Here is a 25,180-nt window from a genome sequence, read left to right as displayed (position 1 = left end):
CTCGGGCTTGGCGAACTTGACCATCTCGACCTTGTCGAACTCGTGCACGCGGATGATGCCGCGGGTGTCGCGACCGGCGGAGCCGGCCTCCTCGCGGAAGCAGGGCGTGAACGCGGTGTACCAGAGCGGCAGCTTGGAGCCGTCGAGCACCTCGCCGCGGTGGATGTTGGTGAGCATGACCTCGGCCGTCGGGATCAGGTACATTCCGCCGGACACGTGGTAGAGGTCCTCGTCGAACTTGGGGAGCTGGCCCGTGCCAAAGAGGCTGTCATAGTTGGTGATGACGGGCGGCCACCACTCCGTGAAGCCGGCCTTGACGTGCGTGTCGATAAAGAAGTTGATGAGCGCGCGCTCCATCAGGGCGCCGGCGCCGCCCAGCAGGTAGAACCTGGTGCCGGCGAGCTTGATGCCGCGCTCGAAGTCGATCATGCCGGTGCTGGGGCCAAGGTCCCAGTGCGCCTTGGGCTCGAAGTCGAACTTGGTGGGCTCGCCCCACTTGCGGACCTCGGGGTTGTCGGAGTCGTCCACGCCGTACGGAACGGACTCGTGCGGGATGTTGGGGATGGCCGCCACCAGGTCGAAGAGCTGCTTGTCCACGTCGGAGCGCTTCTCGCTCAGGTCCGCGATGCGCTGCTTGTTAGCGGCGACCTTTGCCTTGGCTGCCTCGGCCTCGTCCCTCTTGCCCTCGCGCATGAGCTGGCCGATCTGCTTGGAGACGGCGTTGCGGTCCGCCTGCAGGCTCTCCACCTCCGCGATGACCTTGCGACGCTCCTCGTCCAGCTCGAAGAACCTCTCCCTGTCCCAATGGGCGTTCTGGCGGGAGGCGCAGGACTTGTCGACCACGTCAGGGTTTTCGCGTACAAACTTGATGTCGAGCATCTCGTTTCCCCTTTGTATAGGTATGCGACGGCTCGCGTGCGCGGGCCTCAATACAGCTGTTCAAGTATATACTTGTTGTTCAAAATCATGCTTTTTGTAACCTGACTAACCAACTCGCTATAGAAAGGCCATGCCATGAGCCAGATTGGCAACTTCTTCGATTGGCTGTTCAACGACCGCACGGGCGTGCTCGTGCTGATCGTCGGCGGCATCCTGCTCTTCCTCGTCATCTCGATCGTGCTGGAGCGCAAGACGCGCAAGATATACCGCAACCACGAGAAGTCCCCGGACGACTGGGACCTGTTTGACGACTCCGATGACGAGAGCGGCTGGAGCGAGTTCGACGAGGACAACCACTAGCCCCCTGGGGAGAAGAACGGCCCACGCAGACGCAGCCCCGCCGCAGGCGCACCACGGTGCCCGCGGCGGGGCTTTTCTTGCGGTTACCTGCAGTGTTCGGGAGCCGGCACGCGCCGTGCGGGGGTCGTGCCCACACGCATGCCACACGAAAAGACCCCCGCCAGCCATAGCTGACAGGGGTCTTCGCATTCAATGGTGCGGGCGAAAGGACTTGAACCTTCATGAGATTGCTCTCATACGGACCTGAACCGTACGCGTCTGCCAATTCCGCCACGCCCGCGTAGGACCAGATTCTATTCCACACTTCCCGATTTGGCAAGCGAATATTTTTGCGAGTTTCGAAGCCACGCCGCGCTCATATGGTGAAATGTGTCTGGCCGGGAAGGCGCGTCCTTCTCGCCCCCACATTGCGACAGTACAATGTCTGCACACGGGCATTCATCACGCCAACAAATGCGACAGAACCGGACAAGGATGGCGTCGTGGGTGACAACAGCCTTCAACAGAGTCAGCGTCCTGCGACGCAGGGCCGCGAGCAGACGCGCCCGGCGCTCCTGCTCGGGCGCTACCGCATCATGGCGCAGGACGCCACAGGTGGCTTTGGCACGGTCCTGACCTGCTGGGACACGAGGCTTCAGCGGCGCGTGGCCATCAAGCGGATCCCGCTGATGTCGCAGGGCGGAATGGCTGCCGGCACGTCGACCATAGAGGAGGCGCTCTCGGAGGCGCGGACCTCGAGCATGCTCGCGCACCCCAACATCGTCACGATGTTCGACTTCGAGGTGGACCGGTCTTTTGCCTACCTGGTGATGGAGTACGTGGACGGCCTCACGCTGCAGGAGTTCCTCGCGCGCGTGGAGGGCGGCACGCTCACGGGCGACGAGTGCGCCTACCTGGTGCAGGAGGTCGCCAAGGCGCTTTCCTTCGCGCACGAGAACGGCGTGCTGCACCTGGACATCAAGCCGTCAAACATCATGATCGAGCACTCCGGTGCCATTAAGCTTTGCGACTTTGGCATGGCCATGCTGGCCTCCGCCGCGGGCTACGGCGGCGCGCGGGGCGGCACGGTGGGCTACATGCCGCCGGAGCAGATCGAGGGCGGCATGGTGGACGAGCGCACGGACATCTTCTCGCTCGCGGTCGTGGTGTGGCAAGCCCTCACCGGCGAGGACCCGTTTGCGGCCAAGACCGCGCAGGAGTCCCTCCGCAAGATCGAGCGCGGGCCCAAGGTTCCGCTCGGCAAGCTTGACCCTGCCTTTGCGGGCATGGCCGAGGAGGCCATCATGCAGGCGCTGGACCCGCGCATCACGCAGCGCATCCCCTCCGTAGAGGCGTTCGCGAACGAGGTGGTGTTTGGCCTGGGAGACCCCGACGTGGGCGCCCAGTCGATCCGCGAGCTCATGAACCAGGACGAGAAGGACGAGGCGCGCCGCTCGGACGACTTCAAGCCGGAGGAGCTGCCGCTTCTGTATCGCTACCCCTGGCTTGCGGGTGCCTGCGAGCGCGGCCTTGCCGCGGCCCTCACGGCGACGACCACCTACCAGGTGGCGCCGGCGCTTGCGGCGGACCCCGCGGTCGTTGCGGGCGGGACGCTCGCCTGCGCCGGCGCGGCAGCGGCGTGGCCGCCGCTCGGATCGGCCCTCGTCATGCTCGCGCTCGCGGCCGCGCTGCTCGGCTCCGCCGGCGCAGGCTCCGCCGCGGCGGTGCTGCTGCCACTTGCCTGCGTCGTGGGCTTCCTGGCCTGGTGGATCCCCGTGGGCACGAGGGAGCACCTGTCCACGGCGGCCGTCCTCCTGCCCTGCGCCACGGGGCAGTCCGCCTGTACGAGCGCGCTCGCCGGCTTCTGCCTGCCTCCCGCGCAGGCCGCGGCGACCGCGGGCGTGGCCTACGCGTGGCGGCCTCTGTTCGCGGCGGCCGTGCAGGCCCGCTTTGACGCGTCCGCAACGGTGGCCGCACTTCTCCCCCAGCTGGCCTCGCCCTCGTTCTGGGTCCTGCTGCTTGGGTGCTGCGTTGCGGCCGGGGCCACCTCCAAGCTGTACCGGTGGAGGGGCACCGTGGCGTCTGGTATCGCGGGACAGGTACTTGGTACCGGCATCCTTATTGCCGCGCAGGTCATCGCCCTCAGAGTGGAGAATGGCGGTATATGGATGCCCCCCACGTGGGAATACGCCCTCAGTGCGATAATCTTATGTTTGCTCGTGTGCATTGCCACCGACCTAAGGGGTCCGCTCGACGCGGACGGGGAGGTTGAGGATATAGATGAACTTGCTTAAGACGTTCGAGAGCCGCGTCGGGGATGCCTTTGGCGCCGCTCCGCAGGGATATACGCAGCCGTTCTCGTTCAAGAAGCTCGCGAAGCGCGCCACGCGCGAGATGGAGAACGAGACGTTCGAGATCGACGGCATCAACACGGCGCCGGCGCTGTACACCATCCTGGTGTCCGCGGCCGACGACGCCGCGATGCGCCCGCTGTACGGCCAGCTCACGGCCGAGATCGTGGCCTTTGTGGAGGCCCAGGCCCAGACGAAGGGCTACGTCTTCGTGGGCAAGCCCCTCGCACGCTTCATGATCGACCCCTCCCTCAAGAGCGGCCGCTTTGCCGTGTTTGCCGAGAACGTCGACGCGAACACCCTCGCGCGCCTGCGGGCCGAGGAGGACGCGTTTCTCTCCAGCTCCATCGGCCTGGGCGGCGCGGCAAACCAGCCGCGTCCCACGCCCGAGCCCGCGCCGGAGCCCAAGCGCCCCGCACGCAACCGCGCCGCGCGCCGCGACCGCAACGCCCGCCGCGGCGTCCAGCAGGCGCCCATGCCCGCGCCCGCGCCCATGCAGCCCGTCGTGCCGCAGGACCCCGCCCCCATAACGCGCGACAGCATCGACGGCCTCATGCACGAGGAGTTCGCTCCAGCCGTCGAGCCCGTCGCGGACGCGTCCGCGGGCCTCAACGTCATCCCCACGGACTTCGTGCATCCCGAGGACGTCCCCGCGCAGCCGGTCCCCGAGCCCGCGGCCGTGGAGGTCCCCGCAACGCAGCGCCGCAACGTCCCCCTGGTCAACCCGCAGCGCAACGCCGCCGCGGCGCAGGCCCAGGAGCCCGACGCGGCGACCTGCCTGCTCATCAACCACCAGACGGGCCGCACCTACACGGGCATCGCCCCCACCACGGTGATCGGCCGCGAGCGCACGCCCCATGGCATCGTCCTGCACGACCCCAACGTCTCGCGCCACCACGCCGAGCTCTCGTACGACGGCAGGCAGTGGCACATCACCGACCTCAACTCCACCAACGGCACGATGGTGAACGACGCCGAGGTCTCCTCGTGCACGCTTGCTGACGGCGACCTCATCACCCTGGGGCTCGTCAACCTAGAGTTCAGGGAGAACCACGCATGATCGACCTCATTCTGTTCGTAGGCAGGATTCTGCTGGTCGTCCTTCTCTACGCGTTCCTCTTCGCGGTCATGAAGACCGGCATCGGCCTCGTGCGAGGCCAGCGCCGTGACGCGGCCATCTGGTCCGTGGACGTCGAGAAGGGCTCCAAGGCGCTCAGGGGCCTTCACGTTGACATCCTGGGTCCCGTCGTCGTGGGCCGCAGCCCATCATCGGACATCGTCATCAACGAGCCCTTCGTGTCCGCAACCCACGCGCGCTTCACCCTCCAGGGCCCGGCGCTCGTGCTCGAGGACCTCAACTCCAAGAACGGGACGCTCGTCAACGGACGCCCCATCGGCGGGCAGCCCGTCACGCTTCGCGACGGTGACGAGGTCCAGGTGGGCGATGCGATCATGCATGTGAGCCGCCGATGAGGAAGCTCAAGCTCAAGCCCCTGTCACTGCATAGGGAGAACCTCTATGCCAAGGTCGCTGGTCACGGGGGCAAGAAGCCCGTCAACAGCCCGGGCCACGACACGATTCCCGTCGAGAACCGCGAGGGCACGGACTCGAAGAAGGGCTCGGACGGCAGGCTCGCCTGGGGCTCTCGCACGGACATCGGGCTCGTGAGAAGCCACAACGAGGACTCCTTCCTCGTGCAGGCGCCCGTGTTCGCCGTGTGCGACGGCATGGGCGGCCACGCAGCCGGCGAGGTCGCGAGCTCCATCGCGGTCCAGACCATAGCCGAGAACGCGCCGCTCCACGCAGACGACGTGCTCTTGGGCGCTGCCGTCGAGGCGGCAAACACCAAGGTCATCGAGGGTGCGAGGACCGGCAAGGGCAAGCCCGGCATGGGCTGCACCGCCTCCTGCGTGCTTATAGAGAACAACAAGGTCGCCATCGCCCACGTGGGCGACTCGCGCATCTATCTCCTCCACGCCGGCGCGCTCGTGCGTCTCACGCATGACCACTCCTACGTCGAGGAGCTTGTGGACGCGGGCGAGATCACCGCGGACGAGGCCAGGGTGCATCCCTCCCGCTCCATCATCACGCGCGCTCTCGGCAACGACCCCGACATGTACGCGGACCACTTCACGCTCGAGGTGACCGCCGGGGACCGCATCATCGTGTGCTCGGACGGCCTCTCCTCCATGGTGGAGGACTCCGAGATCGAGGACATCGCCGTGTCGAGCGTCGACCCGCAGACCGCGGCCGACAACCTCGTGTCCGCGGCGCTCGAGGCTGGCGGACACGACAACGTGACCGTCGTCGTGGTCGACGTGCTGGACGATGGCTCCCAGGAGATGCGGCGCCGGTTCCGCCGCCGCTGGATCAGGGGCGGCATCATCGCGTTCGTCGCCATCCTCGCCGTCATCGCGGCGGGCGTGGCGCTCTACGTCGGCAACTCCTGGTACCTGGGAGACAACAACGGCACGGTGGGCATCTACTCCGGCGTCCCGTTCGAGTTCCTCGGCATAAAGATGGGGCACCTGGTCGACACCTCGTCCGTCCAGACGGAGGACCTGCCCGCGACGGTGCAGCAGGACCTCAAGGAGGGTGTCCCCGTCGACTCGGAGCAGACCGCCCAAAGCACGGTCGAGAGCTACCGGGACCAGATCGACACGGACAAGACCGACGCCGCCGTCACGGCAAACCGCTCGCAGGCGAACTCGGACTCGAGCGACTCCTCAGGATCGACCGATTCTTCCAGCACATCGAGGTGACATCAGTTGCAGAGGGCAATCAACACGCGCAGGAACACGGAGCTCGGTCTCCTCATTGCCGCAGCGGTTCCCGTCATCCTCCTTTACGCCATGTACGTCGTGAACATGAAGGTCGCCCTGACGGTCTCGTCGCTCGCGGTGCCCATCGGCCTGTTCGCGGCGTTCGCCGTGGCGCACATAGCCGTGAGGCGCTTCGCCCCCGAGGCTGACCCGGCCATACTCCCCCTCGTCTTCCTGCTCTCGGGCATCGGCATCGCGTTCGTGACGCGACTTGCGCCAAAGCTGGCCGTAAGCCAGGTGACCTGGCTCTTCCTGTCCGTCGCGGCCATGATCCTGGTCCTCGCCCTCGTGCCGAGCATCGAGGCGCTCTCGCAGTACAAGTTCACCATGGGCATCATCGGCGTTGCGCTGCTGCTCCTGCCTATGCTCATCGGCAGCTCCCGCGGCGGCTCCAAGCTCTGGATCATCATCGGCCCGCTGTCGTTCCAGCCGGGCGAGCTCGCAAAGATCCTCATAGTCCTGTTCCTGGCGGCCTACCTTGCCGAGAACCGCGAGATGCTCTCGGCCTCGGCCATCCACGTGGGCCCACTGTCGCTCCCGCGGCCGCGCATGCTCGCGCCGATGCTCCTCATGTGGGGTATGTCGCTCCTCGTCGTCATCTTCGAGCGCGACCTCGGCAGTGCCCTTCTCTTCTTCACGTTCTTCGTGATTATGCTCTACGTCTGCACGGGTCGCGTCAGCTACGTGCTGGTCTCCGCGGTCCTGCTGGCCATCGGCGGCGTGTTCTGCTACCACTTCTTCGGCCACGTCCAGACGCGCGTCCAGATCTGGCTCAACCCGTTCTCCGACCCTTCCGGCAAGGGCCTGCAGATCGTGCAGTCGCTCTACTCGCTGGCCGACGGCGGGCTCGTGGGATCCGGCATCGGCAAGGGCCTCCCCACGCTCATCCCCGTCGTCGAGTCCGACTTCATCTTCTCGGCCATAGGAGAGGAGATGGGCCTCCTCGGTGCGTCCGCGGTGCTCATCTGCTTCCTCCTGCTCGCCGTGAGGGGTCTCGCCACGGCCGCGCGCGCCAAGTCCGACGTGTCCGCGTTCACCGCGGTCGGCCTCACCGCCGCAATCACGGTCCAGGCGTTTCTCATCGTTGGCGGCGTCACCAAGCTCCTGCCGCTCACGGGCGTGACCCTGCCCTTCATGAGCCAGGGCGGCAGCTCGCTGCTTGCGAGCTTCATCATCGTGGGACTCCTGCTCAAGGCGGGTGACGAGGGCACCGGCCGCGAGGCCCAGATCGAGCTCGGCGCGGCGCGCAACGCCTCCAAGTCCGCGGTCGAGAGGGGCCTGACGTCCGTGGTGCACGGCGCCCATGCCCGCGCCAGCATCGGGCTCGACACGCCCGAGTCCGGCGTGCTCGGCCGCGTGGCGCTGGGCAACAGGCTCGTCTCGCTCGTGACGGTCTTCGGCCTCATGTTCACGCTGCTCGTCGCCAACCTCACGTACATCCAGGTGTTCAAGGCCGACTACTACCAGTCGCTCCCCAACAACAACCACACCATCGCCAAGTCCTCGCAGGTCCAGCGCGGCGCGATCATCACGTCCGACGGAGTGACGCTCGCGGAGTCCACCAAGCAGTCCGACGGCTCGTACAAGCGCACCTACCCGCAGGGCAACATGGCCACGCACACCGTGGGCTACCTCTCCACGCAGTACGGCGCCTCGGGCATCGAGGCGACCATGAACGAGACCCTGACCGGCCACTCCGACTACTCAACCTGGTCGAGCGCCATCAACGCGCTCGCCGGCATCGAGACACCTGGCTCGTCCGTTGTGCTCACGCTCAACTCGCAGATGCAGCGTGCCGCAGAGTCGGCGCTCAACGGAAAGCGCGGGGCCATCGTCGTGCTCGACCCGTCCACCGGCGCGGTCCTGGCCAAGGCGTCCAACCCCTCGTTCGACTACAACAACATCTCAGCGGCAATGTCGACCAACGACGCGGGCCTCGTCGACCGCGCGACCCAGACGCTCTACACGCCTGGCTCCACGTTCAAGACCGTCAGCCTGTCCGCGGCGCTGGACTCCGGCATCGCCACGCTCGATACGAGCTTCAGCGCCCCGGCGTCCATCATGATCGGTGGCGCCAAGGTCACGAACATCGACAGCGAGAGCTGGAGCTCGCTCTCCCTCAAGAAGGCGTACGCCTACTCTGCCAACACCGTCTTCGGCCAGCTTGGCACCAAGATCGGTGCCAAGAACCTCGTGAGCTACGCCGATGCCTTTGGCTACGGGCAGAAGCTCGGCCAGGACTTCTCCACCGTGGCCTCGCTCATGCCCGACCCGGCGCAGATGACCGAGTGGGAGACCGCCTGGGCGGCCGTCGGCCAGCCCGTGGGACAGCACACGAGCCCTGCCGGACCGCAGACGACGGTCATGCAGAACGCGGTCATCGCGGCGGCCATCGCCAACAACGGCGTCGTCATGAACCCCTACGTGGTCGACCACGTGCTCTCGCCCGAGGGCGCCACAACCTCCACCACGAAGCCCAAGTCCCTTGGCCAGGCCATCTCGTCGCAGACAGCCAACGAGGTCAAGGAGGCCATGCTCGACGTCGTGGAGAACGGCACCGGCTCCGGTGCCAAGGTGTCTGGCGTCAAGGTGGCCGGCAAGACCGGCACCGCAGAGGTCAGCACGACCACGTCGAACTCGCTCTTTATCGGCTTTGCACCCTATGACCAGCCGACCGTCGCCATCTCGGTCTGCATCGAGGGAACCAGTGGAGAGGATATGGTCGGCGTGGCCGCATCGGTCGCCGGCCAGGTGCTCTCCACCTGCCTGAACGTGCAGTCGAGCGGCGCGGGCAAATAAGTGCACGTTGTGCATTGGCGAGAGTCAGTACGGTCTACATTAGAATGTTGAGTGTCGCGATCTCGCGACTGTTTTGGGAGAGACGGAGAGACGATGTCTGAAAGAGTTCTTGGCGGACGGTACACCGTTCAGGACAGGATAGGCACGGGCGGAATGGCCATTGTCTACCGCGGCCTGGACGAGGTACTCGGTAGGACGGTCGCCATCAAGACGATGCTGCCGCAGTACGCGGCGGACCCGTCGTTCGCAGCGCGCTTCAAGCAGGAGGCCCAGGCCGCCGCCGCGCTGCAGAGCCCCTACATCGTCTCCGTGTACGACTGGGGCAAGGACGGTGACACCTACTACATCGTCATGGAGTACCTGCGCGGCACCGACCTCAAGAGCGGCATCCGCAAGCACGGTGCCCTCGACAGCAAGAAGGTCGCCCAGATTGGCAGCCAGATCGCCCAGGCGCTCTCCGTCGCGCACAAGCATGACATCATCCACCGCGACATCAAGCCGCAGAACATCATGGTCCAGCCCGATGGCAACATCAAGGTCATGGACTTCGGCATCGCACGCGCCAAGAACAGCCACCTGACCACGGACAACTCCGTGCTCGGCACCGCCCACTACGTCTCTCCCGAGCAGACCCAGGGCAAGGAGCTTGGCCCCACGACCGACATCTACTCCCTCGGCATCGTCATGTACGAGGCCGCCACGGGCAGGGTGCCCTTCGACGGCGATGACGCCATCTCCGTCGCGCTCAAGCAGGTGAACGAGCAGCCGGTCCCTCCCACGGCCATCAACCCGGCCGTCGACTCGGCGCTCGAAAGCATCATCCTCAAGTGCATGCAGAAGGACCCCAAGGACCGCTTCCAGACGGCCGACGAACTCTACCACGTCCTTCGCGACTACCTTGCCGGCAGGCTGGCCGCCGTCGACACGGCCACGTCCGTGCTGCCCGCCAATCCCGTGGTTCCCGCCATCGGCACCATCGGATCGACTGGCAACACCCAGAGCCTCCCTCGCGTCGAGACCGCAGAGCACATCAAGCCCCAGTCCGCCACCCAGCGCGCGCAGGCAGAGGCCGACGCCGCCGCAAAGAAGCACAAGCACCGCGTCGTGCTCTTCTCGATACTGGGCATTGCCGCCCTCATCGCGGTGATCGTCGGCATCGTCACCGTCTACAACGCGAACAACGCGACGCGCGAGGTGCCAAACTACCTCAGCATGACCGAGTCTGACGCCCTCAAGGCAATCTCCAGCTCCGGCTTCTTCGAGCGTGGCACCGTCAAGCGCCAGTACTCCAGCACCGTCGCCAAGGGCCTGGTCATCGACCAGACGCCTGACTCCGGCCGTAAGGTCACCAAGGGAACGCAGATCAGCCTCGTCATCTCGAAGGGACCCGCGCCGGCAGAGACCGTCAAGGTACCCGACCTCACGGGCATGAGCCCGTCCGAGGCCGAGAAGGCCCTCTCCGCTGTCGGACTCGTTGGCCAGGCCGGCGACTCCGTCTACAGCGACTCCGTCGACGTGGGCAAGGTCGCCGCGCAGAGCCCTGACGGCGGCGAGAGCGCCAAGACCGGCGACACCGTCACCTACCAGCTCAGCAAGGGCAAGGAGAGCGTCGACATCCCGAGCGTGACCGGCCAGGACGAGAGCACGGCGACCGCCACGCTCAAGGCGGCTGGCTTCGCAGTGGACGTCAAGTACGGCAACAGCGACTCCGTCGACAAGGGACTGGTGTACAACCAGACGCCGACCGGCTCCGCCAACAAGGGCGCCACGGTAACGATCTACGTCTCCAACGGCCCCAGCACGGTCAGCGTGCCCAACGTCGTCGGCTCCACCACGGAGGATGCGGAGGCGGCGCTGGAGGCCGAGGGCTTCAAGTACACCCTCACCTACCAGAACAGCTCGACCGTCGCGCAGGGAACCGTCATCTCGCAGTCCTCTACGTCGGCCAAGAGCGGCGCCACGATCACGCTCGTCATCTCCAACGGCCCGTCCACAAGCACGGACAGCGACAACACGAACAACGGCAATAACAGCAACGGCAGTAACTCGAGTTCGAACACGAGCGGCTCTTCCAGCAATAGCTCTGGACAAGGCAAGACCTCGTAGCGGAGAAGAGCGGCGGCACTAGCCGAATCGTTACCTCAGGGGGCGGCGCATCCAATCTGGTGCGCTGCCCTCTCTTATGGCGGTCGTCCTTCTCGGCAGCATCCTCATGCGCCCGAGGTGACCACCAGAGGCTCGCCGGCACCTGGATGTCGCACTGCCCACCGCAGACCCTGACCCACACCGGCACTTCGATGGCAGGCATACAGAAAGAAGGCCAGCTGCGAAACCACAGCTGGCCTTCTCGTTTGCAATGGTGACCCCGGTCGGATTCGAACCAACGACACCAGGTTTAGGAAACCTGTGCTCTATCCCCTGAGCTACGGGGCCGTGCCTAGCCATTCTATCATCTCTTGGCTGGCAGGTGAACCAGTTTCTTACTTATGCTGCTCGTGCCTCTGGTTCCTCCTGGCGCGACGCGCGGCCTTGGCCTCGTCGCGCTCCGCCTGCTCGCGGGCGATCTCGTTTGCCTCGCCCCTCAGGACCTGCGTGACCTTCTTGTTCGTCATGCGGTTCGTCGTGGCCTCGGCCTTCTTGCGCATGGGCCGCACCACGCGCCAGTCGTACACGAAGGCCGCGATGATCAGGCCGTAGGCCAGAATCAGCAGAACAAGCAGCAGGATGTTGAGCGCCGCACTGCTCGCGACCTGCTTGGGGTACACGTTCGGGATCAGCCAGGACACGATGGTGCACACAAAGCCCGAGCCAAGCAGGCCCCACCACACCTTCTGGCTCTTCTTGTAGCCAGGGGTGTCGTGCAGGATGATCTGCGAGGCGGAGGTCCTGCGGTCCTGCTCGGTCCTACGCTCCTCGCGGGCGCGCTTCTTCTCCTCCTTGGTCATCTCCACGGGCGTCTTGCCCGCGGTGGACGACGCGGAGGACTTGCCCGCGGAGCTGCTGGCAGATACGACCCTCACGCCAGCGGCGGCCTCGCGAGCGGGCTTCGCCCTGGAGACGGACCTCTTGGAGAAACCCGTCCTCTCGGTGTCGTCGGCCTCGTCCTTCTCGGCATCCTTCTTCGCGAGCGACGCGTTCGCCTCGGCGGCTTCCTTCCTGGCGCCGTTGATGGTATCACGCAGAGACATGGGACTCCTTCATGGGTGTGAACTTCTCGCCGGTGATGAGCTCGAAGGCCTCCTGGTAGCGCTCGGACGTGCCCTTGATCACCTCGGCCGGCAGGTGGGGCGGCTCGCCGGTCATGTCCCAGTTCGCCTTGAGCCAGTCGCGCACGTACTGCTTGTCGTAGCTGGGCTGCACCTTGCCGGGCTCATAGCCCTCTGCAGGCCAGAAGCGGCTGGAGTCGGGCGTCAGCGCCTCATCGATCAGCGTCAGCTTGCCGTCGATGAAGCCAAACTCGAACTTCGTGTCCGCGATGATGATGCCACGCGTGCTGGCGTACTCGGCGGCCGTCGTGTAGAGCTTGAGGGAGGCGTCGCGCAGCTGGGTGGCAACGTCCTCGCCCACGATCTCGGCGCAGCGCTCGAAGCTGATGTTCTCGTCGTGGTCGCCCAGGGCAGCCTTGGTGGACGGCGTGAAGATCGGCTCGGGGATCTTGGAGGCCTCGACCAGGCCGTCGGGCAGCTTGATGCCGCAGACGGTGCCGTTCTGGTCGTACGTCTTCTTGCCGGAGCCGGTCAGGTAGCCGCGCACGATGCACTCGATGGGGATGGTCTTGGCCTTCTTCACGAGCATGGAGCGGCCGGTCAGGTACTCGGCGTACTTCTGGTACTCCTCGGGATAGTCCTTCACGTCCATCGAGATCAGGTGGTTGGGCATGAGATCCGCGAACTTGTTGAACCAGAACGCGGAGATGCGCGAAAGGATCTCGCCCTTGTAGGGAATCTCGTCGGGCAGGATGTAGTCAAAAGCGCTGATGCGGTCGCTTGCGACCATCAGAAGGCTGTCACCACAGTCGTAAATGTCGCGTACCTTGCCGTGAGAATCCGGTCGAAGCTCCATGGCTCCCATGAGATTTCTCCCCTCATTGCTTGGATTTCCGTCTATGCAGACGCATAGCCCCACCATTGTAATGGATTAGCCCAAGCTGGCACATACGTTAGCCTGCGCAAGCGCACATATACCATGGCGCTCCCAGGGGAGAAGAACGCGCTGCCTCGGCCGCTACTTTGCCGTGGGCTCGGTCTTCGTCTTGTGCTCGAGGGGGACGTGCAGCGTGAAGGTCGTCCCCTTGCCCAGTTCGGACTCGACGGAGATGCTCCCGTTGTGCTTGTCGATTATCTCCTTGGTGAGCGCGAGGCCGACGCCCAGGCCGCCGGACACGCGCTCGCGGCTCGCATCTGAGCGCCAGAAGCGCGAGAACACCCTCGGGATGTCCTCCTTCGCGATGCCGATGCCGGTGTCGCGCACGGATATCTTCATGCCGTTGCGGCCCTCTGGCGCGATGCTCACCACGACCCATCCGCCCTCGGGCGTGTAGCGCATGGCATTCGACATCAGGTTCGTGACCGCCTCGCGCATGAGGTCCTGGTTCACGTCGGCATACAGCTCGTGGTTGGGCGTCTTGTCATCAAAGCGCAGGCGCAGGCCGCACTCGTTGAAGAGCTGCTCCTGCACGGACACCAGGCTCTTGAGCGCAAAGACCATGTCGGTCTTCTCGGTCCTGAACTCCGTGTTGTTCTCCACGCGCGAGAGGTGGAGCATCGCGTCCACCAGGCGAGAAAGGCGACGCACCTCGCTTGCCACGGTCTCCAGGTGCTCGTCGTCTGCCGGCAGTACCCCGTCCTGCATGGCCTCGACCGTCGCCTGCATGGCCATGAGGGGCGTCCTCAGCTCGTGGGCGACGTCGCTCGTCAGCCTGTGCTCGAACTTGATGTCGCGCTCCAGCTCTGAGGCCATGCTGTCGAACGTCTCGCCCAGCTGCCCAAACTCGTCGTTTCCCGTGAGCCCGGTGCGCGCCGTCAGGTCGCCGTTCCTGATCTGCCTCGCGGTCGAGGAGATCTTCTGGATGGGCCGCGTGAGCGCACGCGACGAGTAGTACCCGATGAGGCACGCGAGCACGATGGAGACCGCAGCCGCAATCAGGATGGCGGTGTAGGAGTTCTGCCTGAACGCCGCATCCGTCTTGGTGATGAGCGCCTCGGAGCCAAACGCCCACAGGCGCACGGTTCCCACGGTCTTGCCCTTCTCGTCCGTCACCTTGGCGGAGATGATGTCATCGGCGTTCGATGGCACGGGGTTCTGCGTCGCGTCGTTGGTCGTCTTGCCGGTGGCCGCCCTGTTTGCGGCGGTCTCGTCGTAGATGAGGACGTTGTCGGCGTCGAGGATCTGGATGCTTATGTCGGGGTAGGCGGAGACCGAGGTCTTGGCGTACTCGATGACGCTCTTCGACCACTTTCCGCCGCCCTTGTCGTACTGCGTGCCAAGGGTCTCGGCAGTCTGTTGCGCCAGGCGCTGCATGTTCTGCTTCGTGTAGCCCTGGAACTGCTGCTCCCACACGATGGCGAGCACGAGCGAGAGAATCATGGCGGTCATCACGGCCGTCAGCGCGAAGAAGAACGCCATCCTGCCCCTGAACGAGGTGCTGGGACGACGGTCCCCATCGTCGTGCTTGAGCGTGCTGTACTCCGCCTTGGTGCCCTTGGACTTCTCGCCCGACTCCCTCTGCTCGTCGTATTCGCGGGTTGTGTCTATGTCGGCCACGCCTTGCGCCCCTTGCCTCGACTAGCGCCAAGCGCTACTCGGAGTCGGCCTTCTTGTCGGGACGCTGCGGCGCCTCGAAGCGATAGCCGACGCCGTGGACCGTGTACAGCCAGCGCGGGTTGCGCGGGTCGTCGCCCAGCTTGGCGCGCAGGTTCTTGACGTGGGAGTCGATGGTGCGCTCGTAGCCCTCGAAGTCGTAGCCCAGGACCTTCTCCACCAGCTCCATGCGGGTGTAGACGCGTCCGGGGTAGCGGGCGAGGGTGGTGAGGAGCTTGAACTCGGAGGCCGTGAGGTCGACCTCCTTGCCCTCGACCATGACCTTGTGGCCCGAGATGTCGATCACCAGGTCGCCAAAGTCGAGCACCTCGAGCTGGGGCTCGCTCTCCGCATGGGCGCGGCGCAGCAGCGCGCGCACGCGTGCGACGAGCTCCCTGGGCGAGAAGGGCTTGATCAGGTAGTCGTCGGCGCCAAGCTCGAGGCCGATGATGCGGTCCTCGACCTCGCCCTTTGCCGTCAGCATGATGATGGGCACGTTAGAGGTCTCGCGGATGGCCCTGCACACGCGCTCGCCCGAGAGCTTGGGGAGCATGAGGTCCAGGATGATGAGGTCGAACGAGTGCTTCTCGAACTCCTCCAGGGCGCTCTGGCCGTCACCCACGCCGCGGACGATGTAGTTCTCGCGCTCGAGGTATGCCGCGACGGCGTCGCGAATGGTCTTCTCGTCTTCAACTAGTAGGATGCGCTTCTCTTCCGAAGCCATGGTCGGTCTCCTCTGCACGGTGAATCTGTATTGCGCTCTTTAAGCGCTTTTTTTGTGATACCCTCTCTATTTTACCGCGGAAGGCCGCTTCTCATTCCTAGAACTAGAGGGAAAATACGCGGACGGAGACCGACTTGGGGAGTCCGGTGTCCTGGTCCTTGATGGTTGAGAAGGTCACGAAGTCGTCCACGGTGCCCACGCTGGCCGGGTACTCGCCATAGTCCACGCAGCGGTTCTTGGCCGCAAGCACCGAGTACTTGCGCCTGTCCGTGTCGATCACGAAGTACGAGGAGCGGCTCTTCACCACATAGGTACCGTCCTTGCCGGCAATGGCGGCGTACGGCTCGCGCGAGAGCGTCACGAACGGCCCGTTGCCGTGGCCGATGTACGAGCCCATCGTGGCGAGGAGGCCGCCGGAGTCGTAGCTCGCCTCGATGGAGAAGGCAAAGTCGTCGCCGATGCGGACGGCGTTCATGGGCTTGACGGTGGAGGGCAGCACGAGCTGGTCAACCTGCTTGGAGAGGCTGTCGCTTACCTTGTAGGCCGTGATGCCGTAGTACGTGCCCTTGTCCGCGCGCACGCGCGGCGTGAGGGTCACGGTGCCGTCGGACACCGTGGGCTCCGTCGCGAACCTGCCGGGCGACTCCACGGCGGCGCGCGCCTTGGAGTCCCCAAGCGACCAGACGTAGCAGATGGAGCTCTTGGAGGTCTTGGTGCCCGAGGTCGAGGGCATCACGAGCCAGATCACGCGCTCGCCCGTCACCGCAAAGAGCGGCGGGTCGTAGTTCTTGTTGGCGCGCCATAGCGTGGACACGTCGCCGGATATGGCGCCGTCAGAGAACGCGGCGGCGTACAGGCACCAGCGGTGCGTGAGGAGGTCGAGCTCGCTCCAGGCGTACACGCTGTCGGAGCAGCGCACGTCGTAGATCACCATGTTGGAGTCGTTGCTCGTGTGCGTGGCGCTCACGACCTCGGCGAGCTCACCGGTCTTGATGGAGAGCGCGGAGCCCTTGACCATGGGGGTCGCGGAGGAGCCAGCCGTCGTCACGGGAAGCCACGTTCCCTCGCCGGGGTGCAGCACGTTGCCGGTGGCAAGCGTGTACTCCTTGCTCGCCTTGAGGCTCGTGTCGACGGACTTGTACTTGCTCTTGTTCGTCTTGGGGTCGATCACGTAGTCAGCGGACTTGTCGTTCACCACGGTCGGGCTCTTGGTTTCGCTCTGCGTGCTTCTTCCACAGCCAGACACCGCGCCCAGCACGGCCGCCACCGCTCCCACGGCGGCACCCGCCCTGAAGAGACCCCTTCGGGTCATGCTATGTCTGGCCTCGTCACGCCGCATCGGCAGCTAGCGCCCGCTCTTCTCGAGCGCGGCCTGTGCCTCTTCCAGGCCGATGGTCATCTGGTCCGCGCAGGAGGTCCTCCTGATGCCGCAGGTATTGCCCGCGAGCAGCTCGACGACGTCCTTCACGGGCATGCCGGCGGTCAGCTTGCCGATGGCTTTGAGGTTGCCGTTGCAGCCGCCCTCAAAGCTCACGTGCTCGATGGTCTTGCCGTCGTCGCTCAGGTCGATGTGGATCGCGCGAGAGCAGACGCCGCGCGGGGTGAAGTCATAGTGGAACATGCACGTCCTTTCTTTCGGAAAACAGTATACCCAGCCGCCCTGGCCAGGCCATCCCGCACACAAGAAGACCCTCGACCGAGGTCGGGGGCCTTCTCTCCTGCTGCTTTGTCTTACCTGCCGGGACGCCCGGCGGACCTGCCAGCGCTAGTCAAAGCTGAGCTGCTCCAGCCTGTCAAACACCACGCCGATGCGGCCGAGGAAGCTCCACGGGTCGAAGATCTTGTCCAGCTCCTCCTTGGTGAGGTGGCTGCAGCGCGGATCCGCCTCGAGCTTCGCGCGGAACGTGGTGCCGTTGGGGTCGCACTGCTGGATCTCGTGCCACGTCGCCATGGCGTTCTCCTGCACGATCTTGTAGGCCTCCTCGCGGGTGATGCCCGTGTCGACCAGATGCAGGAGGACCTTGGACGAGAAGATCAGCCCACGGGTCTTGTTGAGGTTGGCCAGCATCTGCGCGGGATACAGCTGCAGCCCGTCCACGATGCGGATGAGGCACTGGAACATGTGGTCCAGCGCGATGAAGCTGTCGGCCTGCGCCACGCGCTCCGCGGAGGAGTGGCTGATGTCGCGCTCGTGCCACAGCGCCACGTTGTCGAAGGCGACCTGCGCGTTGGCCTTGACCACGCGGGAAAGGCCGCAGACCTTCTCAACCGTGATGGGGTTGCGCTTGTGCGGCATGGCACTGGAGCCCTTCTGGCCCTTCTTGAACGGCTCCTCGGCCTCGAGGGTGTCCGTGCGCTGCAGGTTCCTGATCTCCGTCGCGATGCGCTCGCAGGTGGCTGCCGTGGTGGCGAGCACGCCGGCGAGGTAGGCGTGGTGGTCGCGGCTGATGACCTGCGTGGAGAGCGGGTCGTGCACCAGGCCGAGGTGGGCGCACACGTATTCCTCCACGCGCGGATCGATGGAGCTGTACGTTCCCACGGCGCCGCTGATCGCGCCAAACGAGACGTTCTTGCGGGCGTCCTTCAGGCGGTCGAGGTCGCGCTTGAGCTCCCAAGCCCAGCTGCCGAACTTCATGCCAAACGTCATGGGCTCGGCGTGGATGCCGTGGGTGCGACCCACGCACAGGGTGTCGCGCTCCTCGAAGGCGCGGCGCTTGCAGATCTCGCCCAGCTTGCGGCAGTCGTCGATCAGGATGTCCGTGGCCTCGCACAGCTGGTAGCAGAGCGCCGTGTCGCCCAGGTCGGAACTGGTCATGCCGTAGTGGACCCAGCGGCTGGGCTTGGGCTGGCCCTCGGGCACGTCGGCGTCGATGTAGGAGCCCATGTTGGTCAGGAACGCGATGACGTCGTGGTTCGTCACGGCCTCAATCTGGTCAACCTCTTCCTTGTTGAAGTTGGCGTGGTCGCGAATCCACTTGGCCTCCTCCTTGGTGATGCCGCTCTCGCCCAGCTCGGCGTGCGCCTCGCACGCGAGCACCTCGATCTCCTGCCAGACCTTGTACTTGTGCTCGAGAGAGAAGATGTTTCCCATCTCGGGGCGGGTGTAGCGGTCAATCATGCGGACTTCCTCTCGTGTGGCGCAGGCGCGGCCTGCATTGCTGGGCTGGTGCACGGGTTGATTCTACCGCGCAAAGGGGCCCCGCACGTGCAGGGCCCCCATGCTCAAAAGACTGTCACGCACGCCCGGCTGGGCGAGAAGGACGGCACCCTCCCCCGCTACAGGCTCGCGGCCGCGGCCTCGTCCTCGTGCAGGCCGTCCCGAGCCTCCTCGAGCTGCTGCCTCACGGCGTCGTGTCCGGTCCCGCCGTACGTGTTTCTCGCCCGCGCGATGCCCGCCGGGTCAAGGTCCTGCGCCACGTCCTCGTCAAACAGGTCGCTTGCGGCCCTGAACTCGTCGATCGTGAGGTCCTCCAGGCCCTTGTGGTGCTTCTCGCAATACAGCACGAGCTCGCCCACCACCTCGTGCGCCTGCCTAAAGGGCATGCCGCGCTTTGCCAGGTAGTCCGCCACGTCGGTCGCGGCCGTGAAGCCGAGCTTGGCCTCCTGGAGCATCCTGTCCCTGTGGACCGTCCAGGTGCCTATCATGCCCTCCATGCACACCATGCAGTCGCGCAGGGTCTTGGCGGAGTCCATCGCGCCGCGCTTGCACTCCTGCAGGTCCTTGTTGTACGCGAGCGGCAGGCCCTTCATGGTCACGAGCAGCGCCACCAGGTTGCCCACAACGCGGCCGGACTTCCCGCGCGTGAGCTCGGCAAAGTCGGGGTTCTTCTTCTGCGGCATGATGGACGAGCCCGTTGAGTACGAGTCGCTCAGCGTGATGAAGCCAAACTCCGTCGTGGACCACGTGATGATCTCCTCGCACAGGCGCGAGAGGTGCATCATGCTCACGCTGCAGGCGTACAGCAGGTCAAGCAGGTAGTCGCGGTCCGATACCGCATCCATCGAGTTCTGGATGGGGTGGTCAAAGCCCAGGAGCTCTGTGGTGTAGAACCGGTCGAGCGGGTACGTGGTGCCCGCCAGCGCGGCGGAGCCCAGCGGGTTGGCGTCGGCGTCGTCGTAGGCGTCCACGATCCGCTTGAAGTCGCGCGCGAACATCCAGTAGTACGCCAGGAGGTGGTGCGAGAAGAGCACGGGCTGGGCGTGCTGCATGTGCGTGTAGCCCGGCATCACCACGTCGAAGTTCTTCTCGGCCGCGTCGATCAGCGTGGCTCGCAGCTTGCAGTTCTCCTGCGCGAGCTCGGCCAGCATGTCCTTGGCCAGCAGGCGGATGTCGGTCGCCACCTGGTCGTTGCGCGAGCGGCCCGTATGCAGGCGCGCGCCAGCCGCACCGATGTCCCTGATGAGGCGTCCCTCCACGGCCATGTGGATGTCCTCGTCGTTCACGTCCCATTCAAAGGTGCCAGAGTCCATCTCGCCCTTTATCCTCTGGAGGCCGTCCACGATCTTGGACTCGTCCTCCTTTGATATGATGCCCTGCTTCGCGAGCATCCGCGCGTGCGCGATGGACGCCGTGATGTCCTGCGCGTACATGCCCTTGTCGTCTTCCAGCGAGGCGCCAAACTCCTGCGTGAACTCGCTCACTCCCTGCTCAAAGCGGCCGGACCAGAGTGCCATAGATGTCTGCCTTTCAGGATCGCCCGACATGGGACGAGCCCGCACGAGGCGGGCCCGCCCAGCTTGGATGGTAGTTCTTCTCGCCGTGTCCCCCGCCTGGACCGAGTCATGTTTTCCAGGCGAGAAACGCGGCTCCCACACCGGTGGCGCTATGCCACGTGGATGTTGGCGTTCTGCTTCTGGAGCTCGTACTCCGCGGCAGGACCCTGCGTCTTGGACCACGTGGTGGCCGCGAGCGTGTGCAGCTCGATGAAGCCCTTAGAGGCGCTGCGGTCGAAGGTGTCGCCCTCGCCGTACGTGGCCAGGCTGTAGTCGTACAGGGAGTAGGCGCTCTTGCGGCCGGTCACGGTCATGCTACCCTTGTAGAACTTCGCCTTGACCTCGCCGGTCACGAACTTCTGCGTGTCGGCGCAGAACGCGTCCAGCGCCTGCTTGAGCTGCGAGAACCACAGGCCGTTGTACACGGTGGTCGCCCACTGCTGGTCGATCATGTGCTTGTACTGCAGCGTGGCGCCGTCCAGGCACATGGTCTCGAGGGCCTTGTGCATGTTGATGATCGCGAGGGAGCCGGGGCACTCGTACACCTCGTGGCTCTTGATGCCCACCACGCGGTCCTCGATCATGTCGAGCCTGCCGTAGCCATGCTTGCCGGCGATCTTGTTCATCTTGATGATGAGGCTCAGCAGGTCCATCTTCTTGCCGTTGAGCGAGACGGGCTTGCCCTGCTCGAAGCCGAGCACGACCTCCTCGGGCTCGTCAGGGGCGCTCATGGGGTCGGCGGTCAGCGTGTAGATGTCCGCCGGGGCCTCCTTCCACGGGTCCTCCAGCGCGCCGCACTCGATGGCGCGGCCCCAGAGGTTCTCGTCCAGGGAGTACGGCTTCGCGGCCGTGGTGGGAACGGGCACGCCATGCGCCTTGGCCCACTCCATCTCGTCCTCGCGGGTGTGGAGGTCCCACTCGCGCACGGGCGCCAGGATCTTGAGCTCGGGGTCGAGCGCGTGGATGCTCGACTCGAAGCGAACCTGGTCGTTGCCCTTGCCAGTACAGCCGTGGCAGATGTAGGAGGCGCCGGTCTCGTGCGCGATGTCCACCAGGTGCTTCACGATCAGGGGACGCGACAGGGCGGACAGCAGCGGGTACGTGTCCTCGTACATGCCGTTTGCGGCGATGGCCTTGGTCAGGACCTCGTTTGCGTACTCCTCGCGCATGTCAAGCGCCTTGGAGTACACGGCGCCCATGCCGTAGGCCTTCTTCTCGATCCAGGTGAGGTCCTGGGCGTCCTGGCCAACGTTTCCGCAGATGGCGACCACGTCGAGGTTCTTCTCGAGCTGGAGCCACTTCACCATGACGGAGGTATCCAGACCACCCGAGTACGCCAGTACGACCTTTTCCTTTGCTGCTGCCATGATAGACACCCCTATTTCCTTGTCCTGATTGCCTGTTTGGAAAATTGCAGATAGATATGACACGGGGCCGTGCCCCGGTTGTTTGCACCTGCGTTTTAGGTACAAAAAAAGCCTGGCAATGCCAGGCGTCTCAGTTGTCCAACTTTTAGGCTATATGGCTATGCCTCATCGGACCGAAGTGAGCGCGCGCTGGCGTCGCAGCGTGGTACGTCGATCCTGGCGTCGGAGGGAGTTCTTGATGTTGGATGCAAATGCCATTGTAAAACTCCCCTCCTGATTCTTCCCACTGGATGAGCCTCAGTGGCCGCCCTTGTTGTGTGAACACTTTAGCGGCTCAAACGCCTCAGGCAACCCAGAATCTTGCGACGAGACACGTTCGTAACAATTTGCACACAAGGCGCTTACGTTTGGACGCAGACATAATTCTCGCCGTCTACGTGCACAAACTCGCGCATCGCCACCGCCCGCGGCGACGGTGGTCGTCCTTCTCATAACTATTCATACCAATGCATAAGATTTGGAGAAGGACACAGCGGCCATCGCCGCAGCCCGCGCACCAGCTTCACGCCCACAGCCCCATGCATCAAAAAGGCAGGTCACGGCATATGCCATGACCTGCCCCTGCGTTGCGGTGGTGGGTCGTGAGGGCCTCGAACCCTCGACCTTGGGATTAAAAGTCCCCTGCTCTGCCAACTGAGCTAACGACCCGTTACGACGTACGCGAAATCATACCACGTGCCGGCGCTACTCGGCCTCCCAAGCCCAGCCGCCGTTGCAAAACACGGGAATCTCTTCCCCGGCGGGCGTCACGCCCGTGATGTTCAGGTCGTCCGTGCCGATCATGAAGTCGACGTGCGTGGTGGACTGGTTGACGCCGCTGGCAAGGAGCGCGTCCTTGTCCAGGTCGAGGCCACCCTCCAGGCACTCGGGGAATCCCGTGCCCAGGGCAAGGTGGCAGCTGGCGTTCTCGTCGTACAGCGTGTCGTAGAAGAGCAGGCCCGACTGGCGAATCGGCGTCGCCTTGGAGATGAGCGCGCACTCCCCCAGGCGGCACGAGTTCTCGTCGGTCTCTATGATGTGGCGCAGCACCTCTCGCCCGACGGCGGCATCGTACTCCACGACCCTGCCGCCCTCGAAGCGCAGCCAGAAGTCGTCCACCCGCTGCCCAGCGTGGATGAGCGGCAGCGCGGAGTGCACCACGCCGTCGGCGCGCATGCGGTCCGGGGACGTGAAGACCTCCTCCGTCGGGATGTTGGGGAAGAAGACCGTCCCGTCGACGGTGCGACCGGCGCCGCCCTCCCAGACGCCCTTGGCGTTGAGGCCGATCGTGAAGTCCGTGCCGTTCTTCGACACGTAGTGCAGCCGGTCGAAGGCATAGCCGTTGAGCAGCCTCTTGTTCTTCTCGAACTCAGCGTTATGCGTCTCCCAGTCCTGCTGAGGGTCCTCGCCGTCCGCGCGGGCGGTCTTCAGGATCGCGAGCCACAGGCGGTAGTACGCCTCGTGTTCGGGGCAGTCGGGAAACACCTTCCTCGCCCATGCCTTTACCGGGGCGCCAGCGATGCACCAGACGTTCTTGCCAAAGTCCATGCCGTTCCTGAACGAGAGGCACTCGGTGTTCCTGGCGTAGGCAGCCGCCGCGGGCTTGGCGGGGTCGATGCCAGCAAGCGCCTCGGGGTCGCTGCCCTCGATAAAGAGGAAGCACGCGCCGGCCTCCGCAAGGGAGTTGAGCTGTTCGGCCTTCCAGCCGGGCACGTGCCTGAAGTACTCCGTGGGAACGTTCTGGAACTCGAGGCGGCTCATCTCGTCGTCGCCCCAGATCACGGTCACGTGGCCCGCGCCCGCGTGATAGGCGCTCCTCACCACGCGACGCGCAAAGTCGGCGCACTCCACGGGCGACTGCACCACGACCTCCTGCCCGGGTCGCACGGCCAGCCCCTTGCGCACCAGAAGCTCGGCATACCTGTCCATCTGCGCGTCAAGCCCCTCGATGGCCAGCGTGCACTCCTCAAGCGTCATTCCCATGCGAGTCTCCCCTCGTTAGGCCAGTCGCGGCATCCTGCCGGGCACGGCCACCAACGGCGTGCCACGCGGCAAGATTCCCCTATGCGACAAATGAATACGGGCCCTCAGAGGGGCCCGTCACAAGCTCTGGAGCGGGCAACGGGATTCGAACCCGCGGATGATGGCTTGGGAAGCCATTGCCTTACCACTTGGCGATGCCCGCTTGTGCAAGGGAATTCTATCACAGCTTCCCAATCCGACCCACTCAAATATGCCGCAGGCGAGAAGAGCGCATATCCGCAGGTCAGGCGCTACCGCTGGCCAAAGTTTAACGCTAGGCACAGGCAAGCCATCCGCAAGGAGCCCTTGCTACCATGTGCTCCCACCGTCGCGAAGGAGCATGCATGGCCGATTTTCCAACGTTAGGCACGCAAGGCCGCCGCCCATCACCAAGAGTCAGCGCACCGTTCCCCGGCAACAGCTCGAGGTGCCCCCTCAGGGGTGGCGACCCAATACTCGGCGGCTCGCCCGTTGGGGCGGGACATGCGGGGCTCGCGTCGCGATTCAGGGTCATCTGGTGGTGACGGCCTACGCGCCCGCGCGGGACCGCAAGAAAAAAGGCCGCGCTACTCACACGGCCTCGACATTCGAATGGTGGAGACGATGGGGATCGAACCCACGACCTCAGGCTTGCAAAGCCCGCGCTCTCCCAGCTGAGCTACGTCCCCGAATAATAACCGCCCCAACGGCGACTCGGCTAGCGTTGGGGCGACTATTCGCGAAGGAAGTGGTGGGCCCGACAAGGTTCGAACTTGTGACCTCCCGGTTATCAGCCGGACGCTCTGACCAACTGAGCTACGGGCCCAACGCGAGAAAATATATTATGCTCATCCCTCCTCTCCGTCAACAACTATTTTGAGAAAAGTCGAGAAAGTTTGTAGCAGGTCTTCTACCTGCAGTTTTGTGAGCAAAAAGATGATGGAGACGAAGAATCGGCCTCAGCGGCAGCCATGAATCCCTGCATTCAGAACCATAAAAGGCTCTCGAACAAGGACTGCCCCAGCCAGGCGCGCCATCTTTCTGGCGCTGCCCGTCGCGACATATCGCCACTCGGCACAGGCTGCAAGCTGCCCGCGCCAAACCGCTTCGCTTCTTCATGTCATCACTTCGGCATTTTTACAGATAGCTATTGGCAAAAGGCTTGAGACGGGTACCATATGCACGCAAAGAAGCATATGAGCGAGGCTGATAGCATGGCATTGATACAGATGGATATACAGACGATCGTGGTAGGCGGAGGCCCCGTGGCTTCCCTCCTGGTGCTGAAGCCCCGTGTTCCCGAAGAGGCTCCTCATGACGCACAGCTGCCGATCAAGATCGGCCCAG

General features: G+C 64.7%; 18 protein-coding genes and 6 tRNA genes. 7 read left to right on the top strand and 17 right to left on the bottom strand.

The window, feature by feature from the left end; translation table 11 throughout:
• A partial coding sequence (gene serS / locus ACI38Z_RS01495; protein ID WP_439788417.1) for a serine--tRNA ligase occupies window positions 1–879 on the bottom strand: 879 nt, incomplete at its 3' end.
• A gap of 135 nt (window positions 880–1,014) precedes the next feature.
• Here serS and ACI38Z_RS01490 point away from each other — a divergent pair.
• Window positions 1,015–1,239 (top strand): DUF6724 family protein, encoded by a 225-nt coding sequence (locus ACI38Z_RS01490; protein ID WP_439788416.1) that lies wholly within the window; start codon window positions 1,015–1,017, stop codon window positions 1,237–1,239.
• Window positions 1,240–1,432: 193 nt separating this feature from the next.
• Here the strand turns inward: ACI38Z_RS01490 and ACI38Z_RS01485 are convergent.
• Window positions 1,433–1,519 (bottom strand) — tRNA-Leu (locus ACI38Z_RS01485).
• A 202-nt stretch (window positions 1,520–1,721) separates the two neighbouring features.
• Here ACI38Z_RS01485 and ACI38Z_RS01480 point away from each other — a divergent pair.
• From ACI38Z_RS01480 to pknB, 6 genes are all read left to right on the top strand, one after another.
• Window positions 1,722–3,512: a serine/threonine-protein kinase gene (locus ACI38Z_RS01480; RefSeq protein WP_439788415.1), complete on the top strand. Its 1,791-nt coding sequence runs from the start codon at window positions 1,722–1,724 to the stop codon at window positions 3,510–3,512.
• Entirely contained in the window at window positions 3,499–4,629 is a 1,131-nt protein-coding gene (locus ACI38Z_RS01475) for an FhaA domain-containing protein (RefSeq protein ID WP_439788414.1), read from the top strand. The genes ACI38Z_RS01480 and ACI38Z_RS01475 overlap by 14 nt, the downstream gene beginning before the upstream one ends.
• A complete protein-coding gene (locus ACI38Z_RS01470; RefSeq protein WP_439788413.1) occupies window positions 4,626–5,042 on the top strand; it encodes an FHA domain-containing protein in 417 nt (138 codons plus the stop codon). Before ACI38Z_RS01475 ends, ACI38Z_RS01470 begins: the two co-directional genes overlap by 4 nt.
• Window positions 5,039–6,331 carry a Stp1/IreP family PP2C-type Ser/Thr phosphatase gene (locus ACI38Z_RS01465; protein WP_439788412.1) on the top strand — a complete coding sequence of 431 codons (1,293 nt, stop codon included), beginning with the start codon at window positions 5,039–5,041 and terminating at the stop codon, window positions 6,329–6,331. Before ACI38Z_RS01470 ends, ACI38Z_RS01465 begins: the two co-directional genes overlap by 4 nt.
• Before the next feature lie 6 nt (window positions 6,332–6,337).
• Window positions 6,338–9,190: an FtsW/RodA/SpoVE family cell cycle protein gene (locus ACI38Z_RS01460; protein ID WP_439788411.1), complete on the top strand. Its 2,853-nt coding sequence runs from the start codon at window positions 6,338–6,340 to the stop codon at window positions 9,188–9,190.
• 93 nt (window positions 9,191–9,283) lie between these two features.
• Window positions 9,284–11,296 carry a Stk1 family PASTA domain-containing Ser/Thr kinase gene (gene pknB / locus ACI38Z_RS01455; protein ID WP_439788410.1) on the top strand — a complete coding sequence of 671 codons (2,013 nt, stop codon included), beginning with the start codon at window positions 9,284–9,286 and terminating at the stop codon, window positions 11,294–11,296.
• A gap of 251 nt (window positions 11,297–11,547) precedes the next feature.
• Here the strand turns inward: pknB and ACI38Z_RS01450 are convergent.
• The 15 genes from ACI38Z_RS01450 to ACI38Z_RS01380 all read right to left on the bottom strand — a co-directional run bounded on the left by ACI38Z_RS01450 (window position 11,548) and on the right by ACI38Z_RS01380 (window position 24,659).
• A tRNA-Arg gene (locus ACI38Z_RS01450) sits at window positions 11,548–11,623 on the bottom strand.
• A 47-nt stretch (window positions 11,624–11,670) separates the two neighbouring features.
• On the bottom strand, window positions 11,671–12,378 hold the full coding sequence (locus tag ACI38Z_RS01445; protein WP_439788409.1) for a hypothetical protein: 708 nt from the start codon (window positions 12,376–12,378) through the stop codon (window positions 11,671–11,673).
• Window positions 12,365–13,261 carry a phosphoribosylaminoimidazolesuccinocarboxamide synthase gene (locus tag ACI38Z_RS01440; RefSeq protein ID WP_439788408.1) on the bottom strand — a complete coding sequence of 299 codons (897 nt, stop codon included), beginning with the start codon at window positions 13,259–13,261 and terminating at the stop codon, window positions 12,365–12,367. Before ACI38Z_RS01440 ends, ACI38Z_RS01445 begins: the two co-directional genes overlap by 14 nt.
• Window positions 13,262–13,414: 153 nt before the next feature.
• Window positions 13,415–14,953: an ATP-binding protein gene (locus tag ACI38Z_RS01435; RefSeq protein WP_439788407.1), complete on the bottom strand. Its 1,539-nt coding sequence runs from the start codon at window positions 14,951–14,953 to the stop codon at window positions 13,415–13,417.
• A 34-nt stretch (window positions 14,954–14,987) separates the two neighbouring features.
• Entirely contained in the window at window positions 14,988–15,713 is a 726-nt protein-coding gene (locus ACI38Z_RS01430) for a response regulator transcription factor (RefSeq protein WP_439788406.1), read from the bottom strand.
• 103 nt (window positions 15,714–15,816) lie between these two features.
• Window positions 15,817–17,025, bottom strand: coding sequence for a Tat pathway signal protein (locus tag ACI38Z_RS01425; RefSeq protein WP_439788405.1), 1,209 nt, complete (start codon window positions 17,023–17,025; stop codon window positions 15,817–15,819).
• Window positions 17,026–17,058: 33 nt separating this feature from the next.
• Entirely contained in the window at window positions 17,059–17,334 is a 276-nt protein-coding gene (locus ACI38Z_RS01420; protein ID WP_439788404.1) for a TIGR03905 family TSCPD domain-containing protein, read from the bottom strand.
• A 144-nt stretch (window positions 17,335–17,478) separates the two neighbouring features.
• Entirely contained in the window at window positions 17,479–18,831 is a 1,353-nt protein-coding gene (gene purB, locus ACI38Z_RS01415) for an adenylosuccinate lyase (protein ID WP_439788403.1), read from the bottom strand.
• Window positions 18,832–18,989: 158 nt separating this feature from the next.
• A complete protein-coding gene (argH, locus tag ACI38Z_RS01410) occupies window positions 18,990–20,387 on the bottom strand; it encodes an argininosuccinate lyase (RefSeq protein WP_439788402.1) in 1,398 nt (465 codons plus the stop codon).
• Between the two features lie 149 nt (window positions 20,388–20,536).
• On the bottom strand, window positions 20,537–21,793 hold the full coding sequence (locus ACI38Z_RS01405; RefSeq protein WP_439788401.1) for an argininosuccinate synthase: 1,257 nt from the start codon (window positions 21,791–21,793) through the stop codon (window positions 20,537–20,539).
• A 632-nt stretch (window positions 21,794–22,425) separates the two neighbouring features.
• Window positions 22,426–22,501 (bottom strand) — tRNA-Lys (locus ACI38Z_RS01400).
• A 36-nt stretch (window positions 22,502–22,537) separates the two neighbouring features.
• Complete coding sequence (locus ACI38Z_RS01395) at window positions 22,538–23,815, bottom strand: aminopeptidase (protein WP_439788400.1); 1,278 nt, start codon at window positions 23,813–23,815, stop codon at window positions 22,538–22,540.
• A 127-nt stretch (window positions 23,816–23,942) separates the two neighbouring features.
• Window positions 23,943–24,017, bottom strand: a tRNA-Gly gene (locus ACI38Z_RS01390).
• Window positions 24,018–24,446: 429 nt separating this feature from the next.
• A tRNA-Ala gene (locus ACI38Z_RS01385) sits at window positions 24,447–24,522 on the bottom strand.
• 60 nt (window positions 24,523–24,582) lie between these two features.
• Window positions 24,583–24,659: transfer RNA gene (locus ACI38Z_RS01380), tRNA-Ile, on the bottom strand.
• Between the last annotated feature and the right edge of the window lie 521 nt (window positions 24,660–25,180).

This window comes from Parafannyhessea sp. (genome assembly GCF_051876455.1).
Taxonomy (GTDB): Bacteria; Actinomycetota; Coriobacteriia; order Coriobacteriales; family Atopobiaceae; genus Parafannyhessea.
This window is presented reverse-complemented; position numbering and strand designations above follow the sequence as displayed.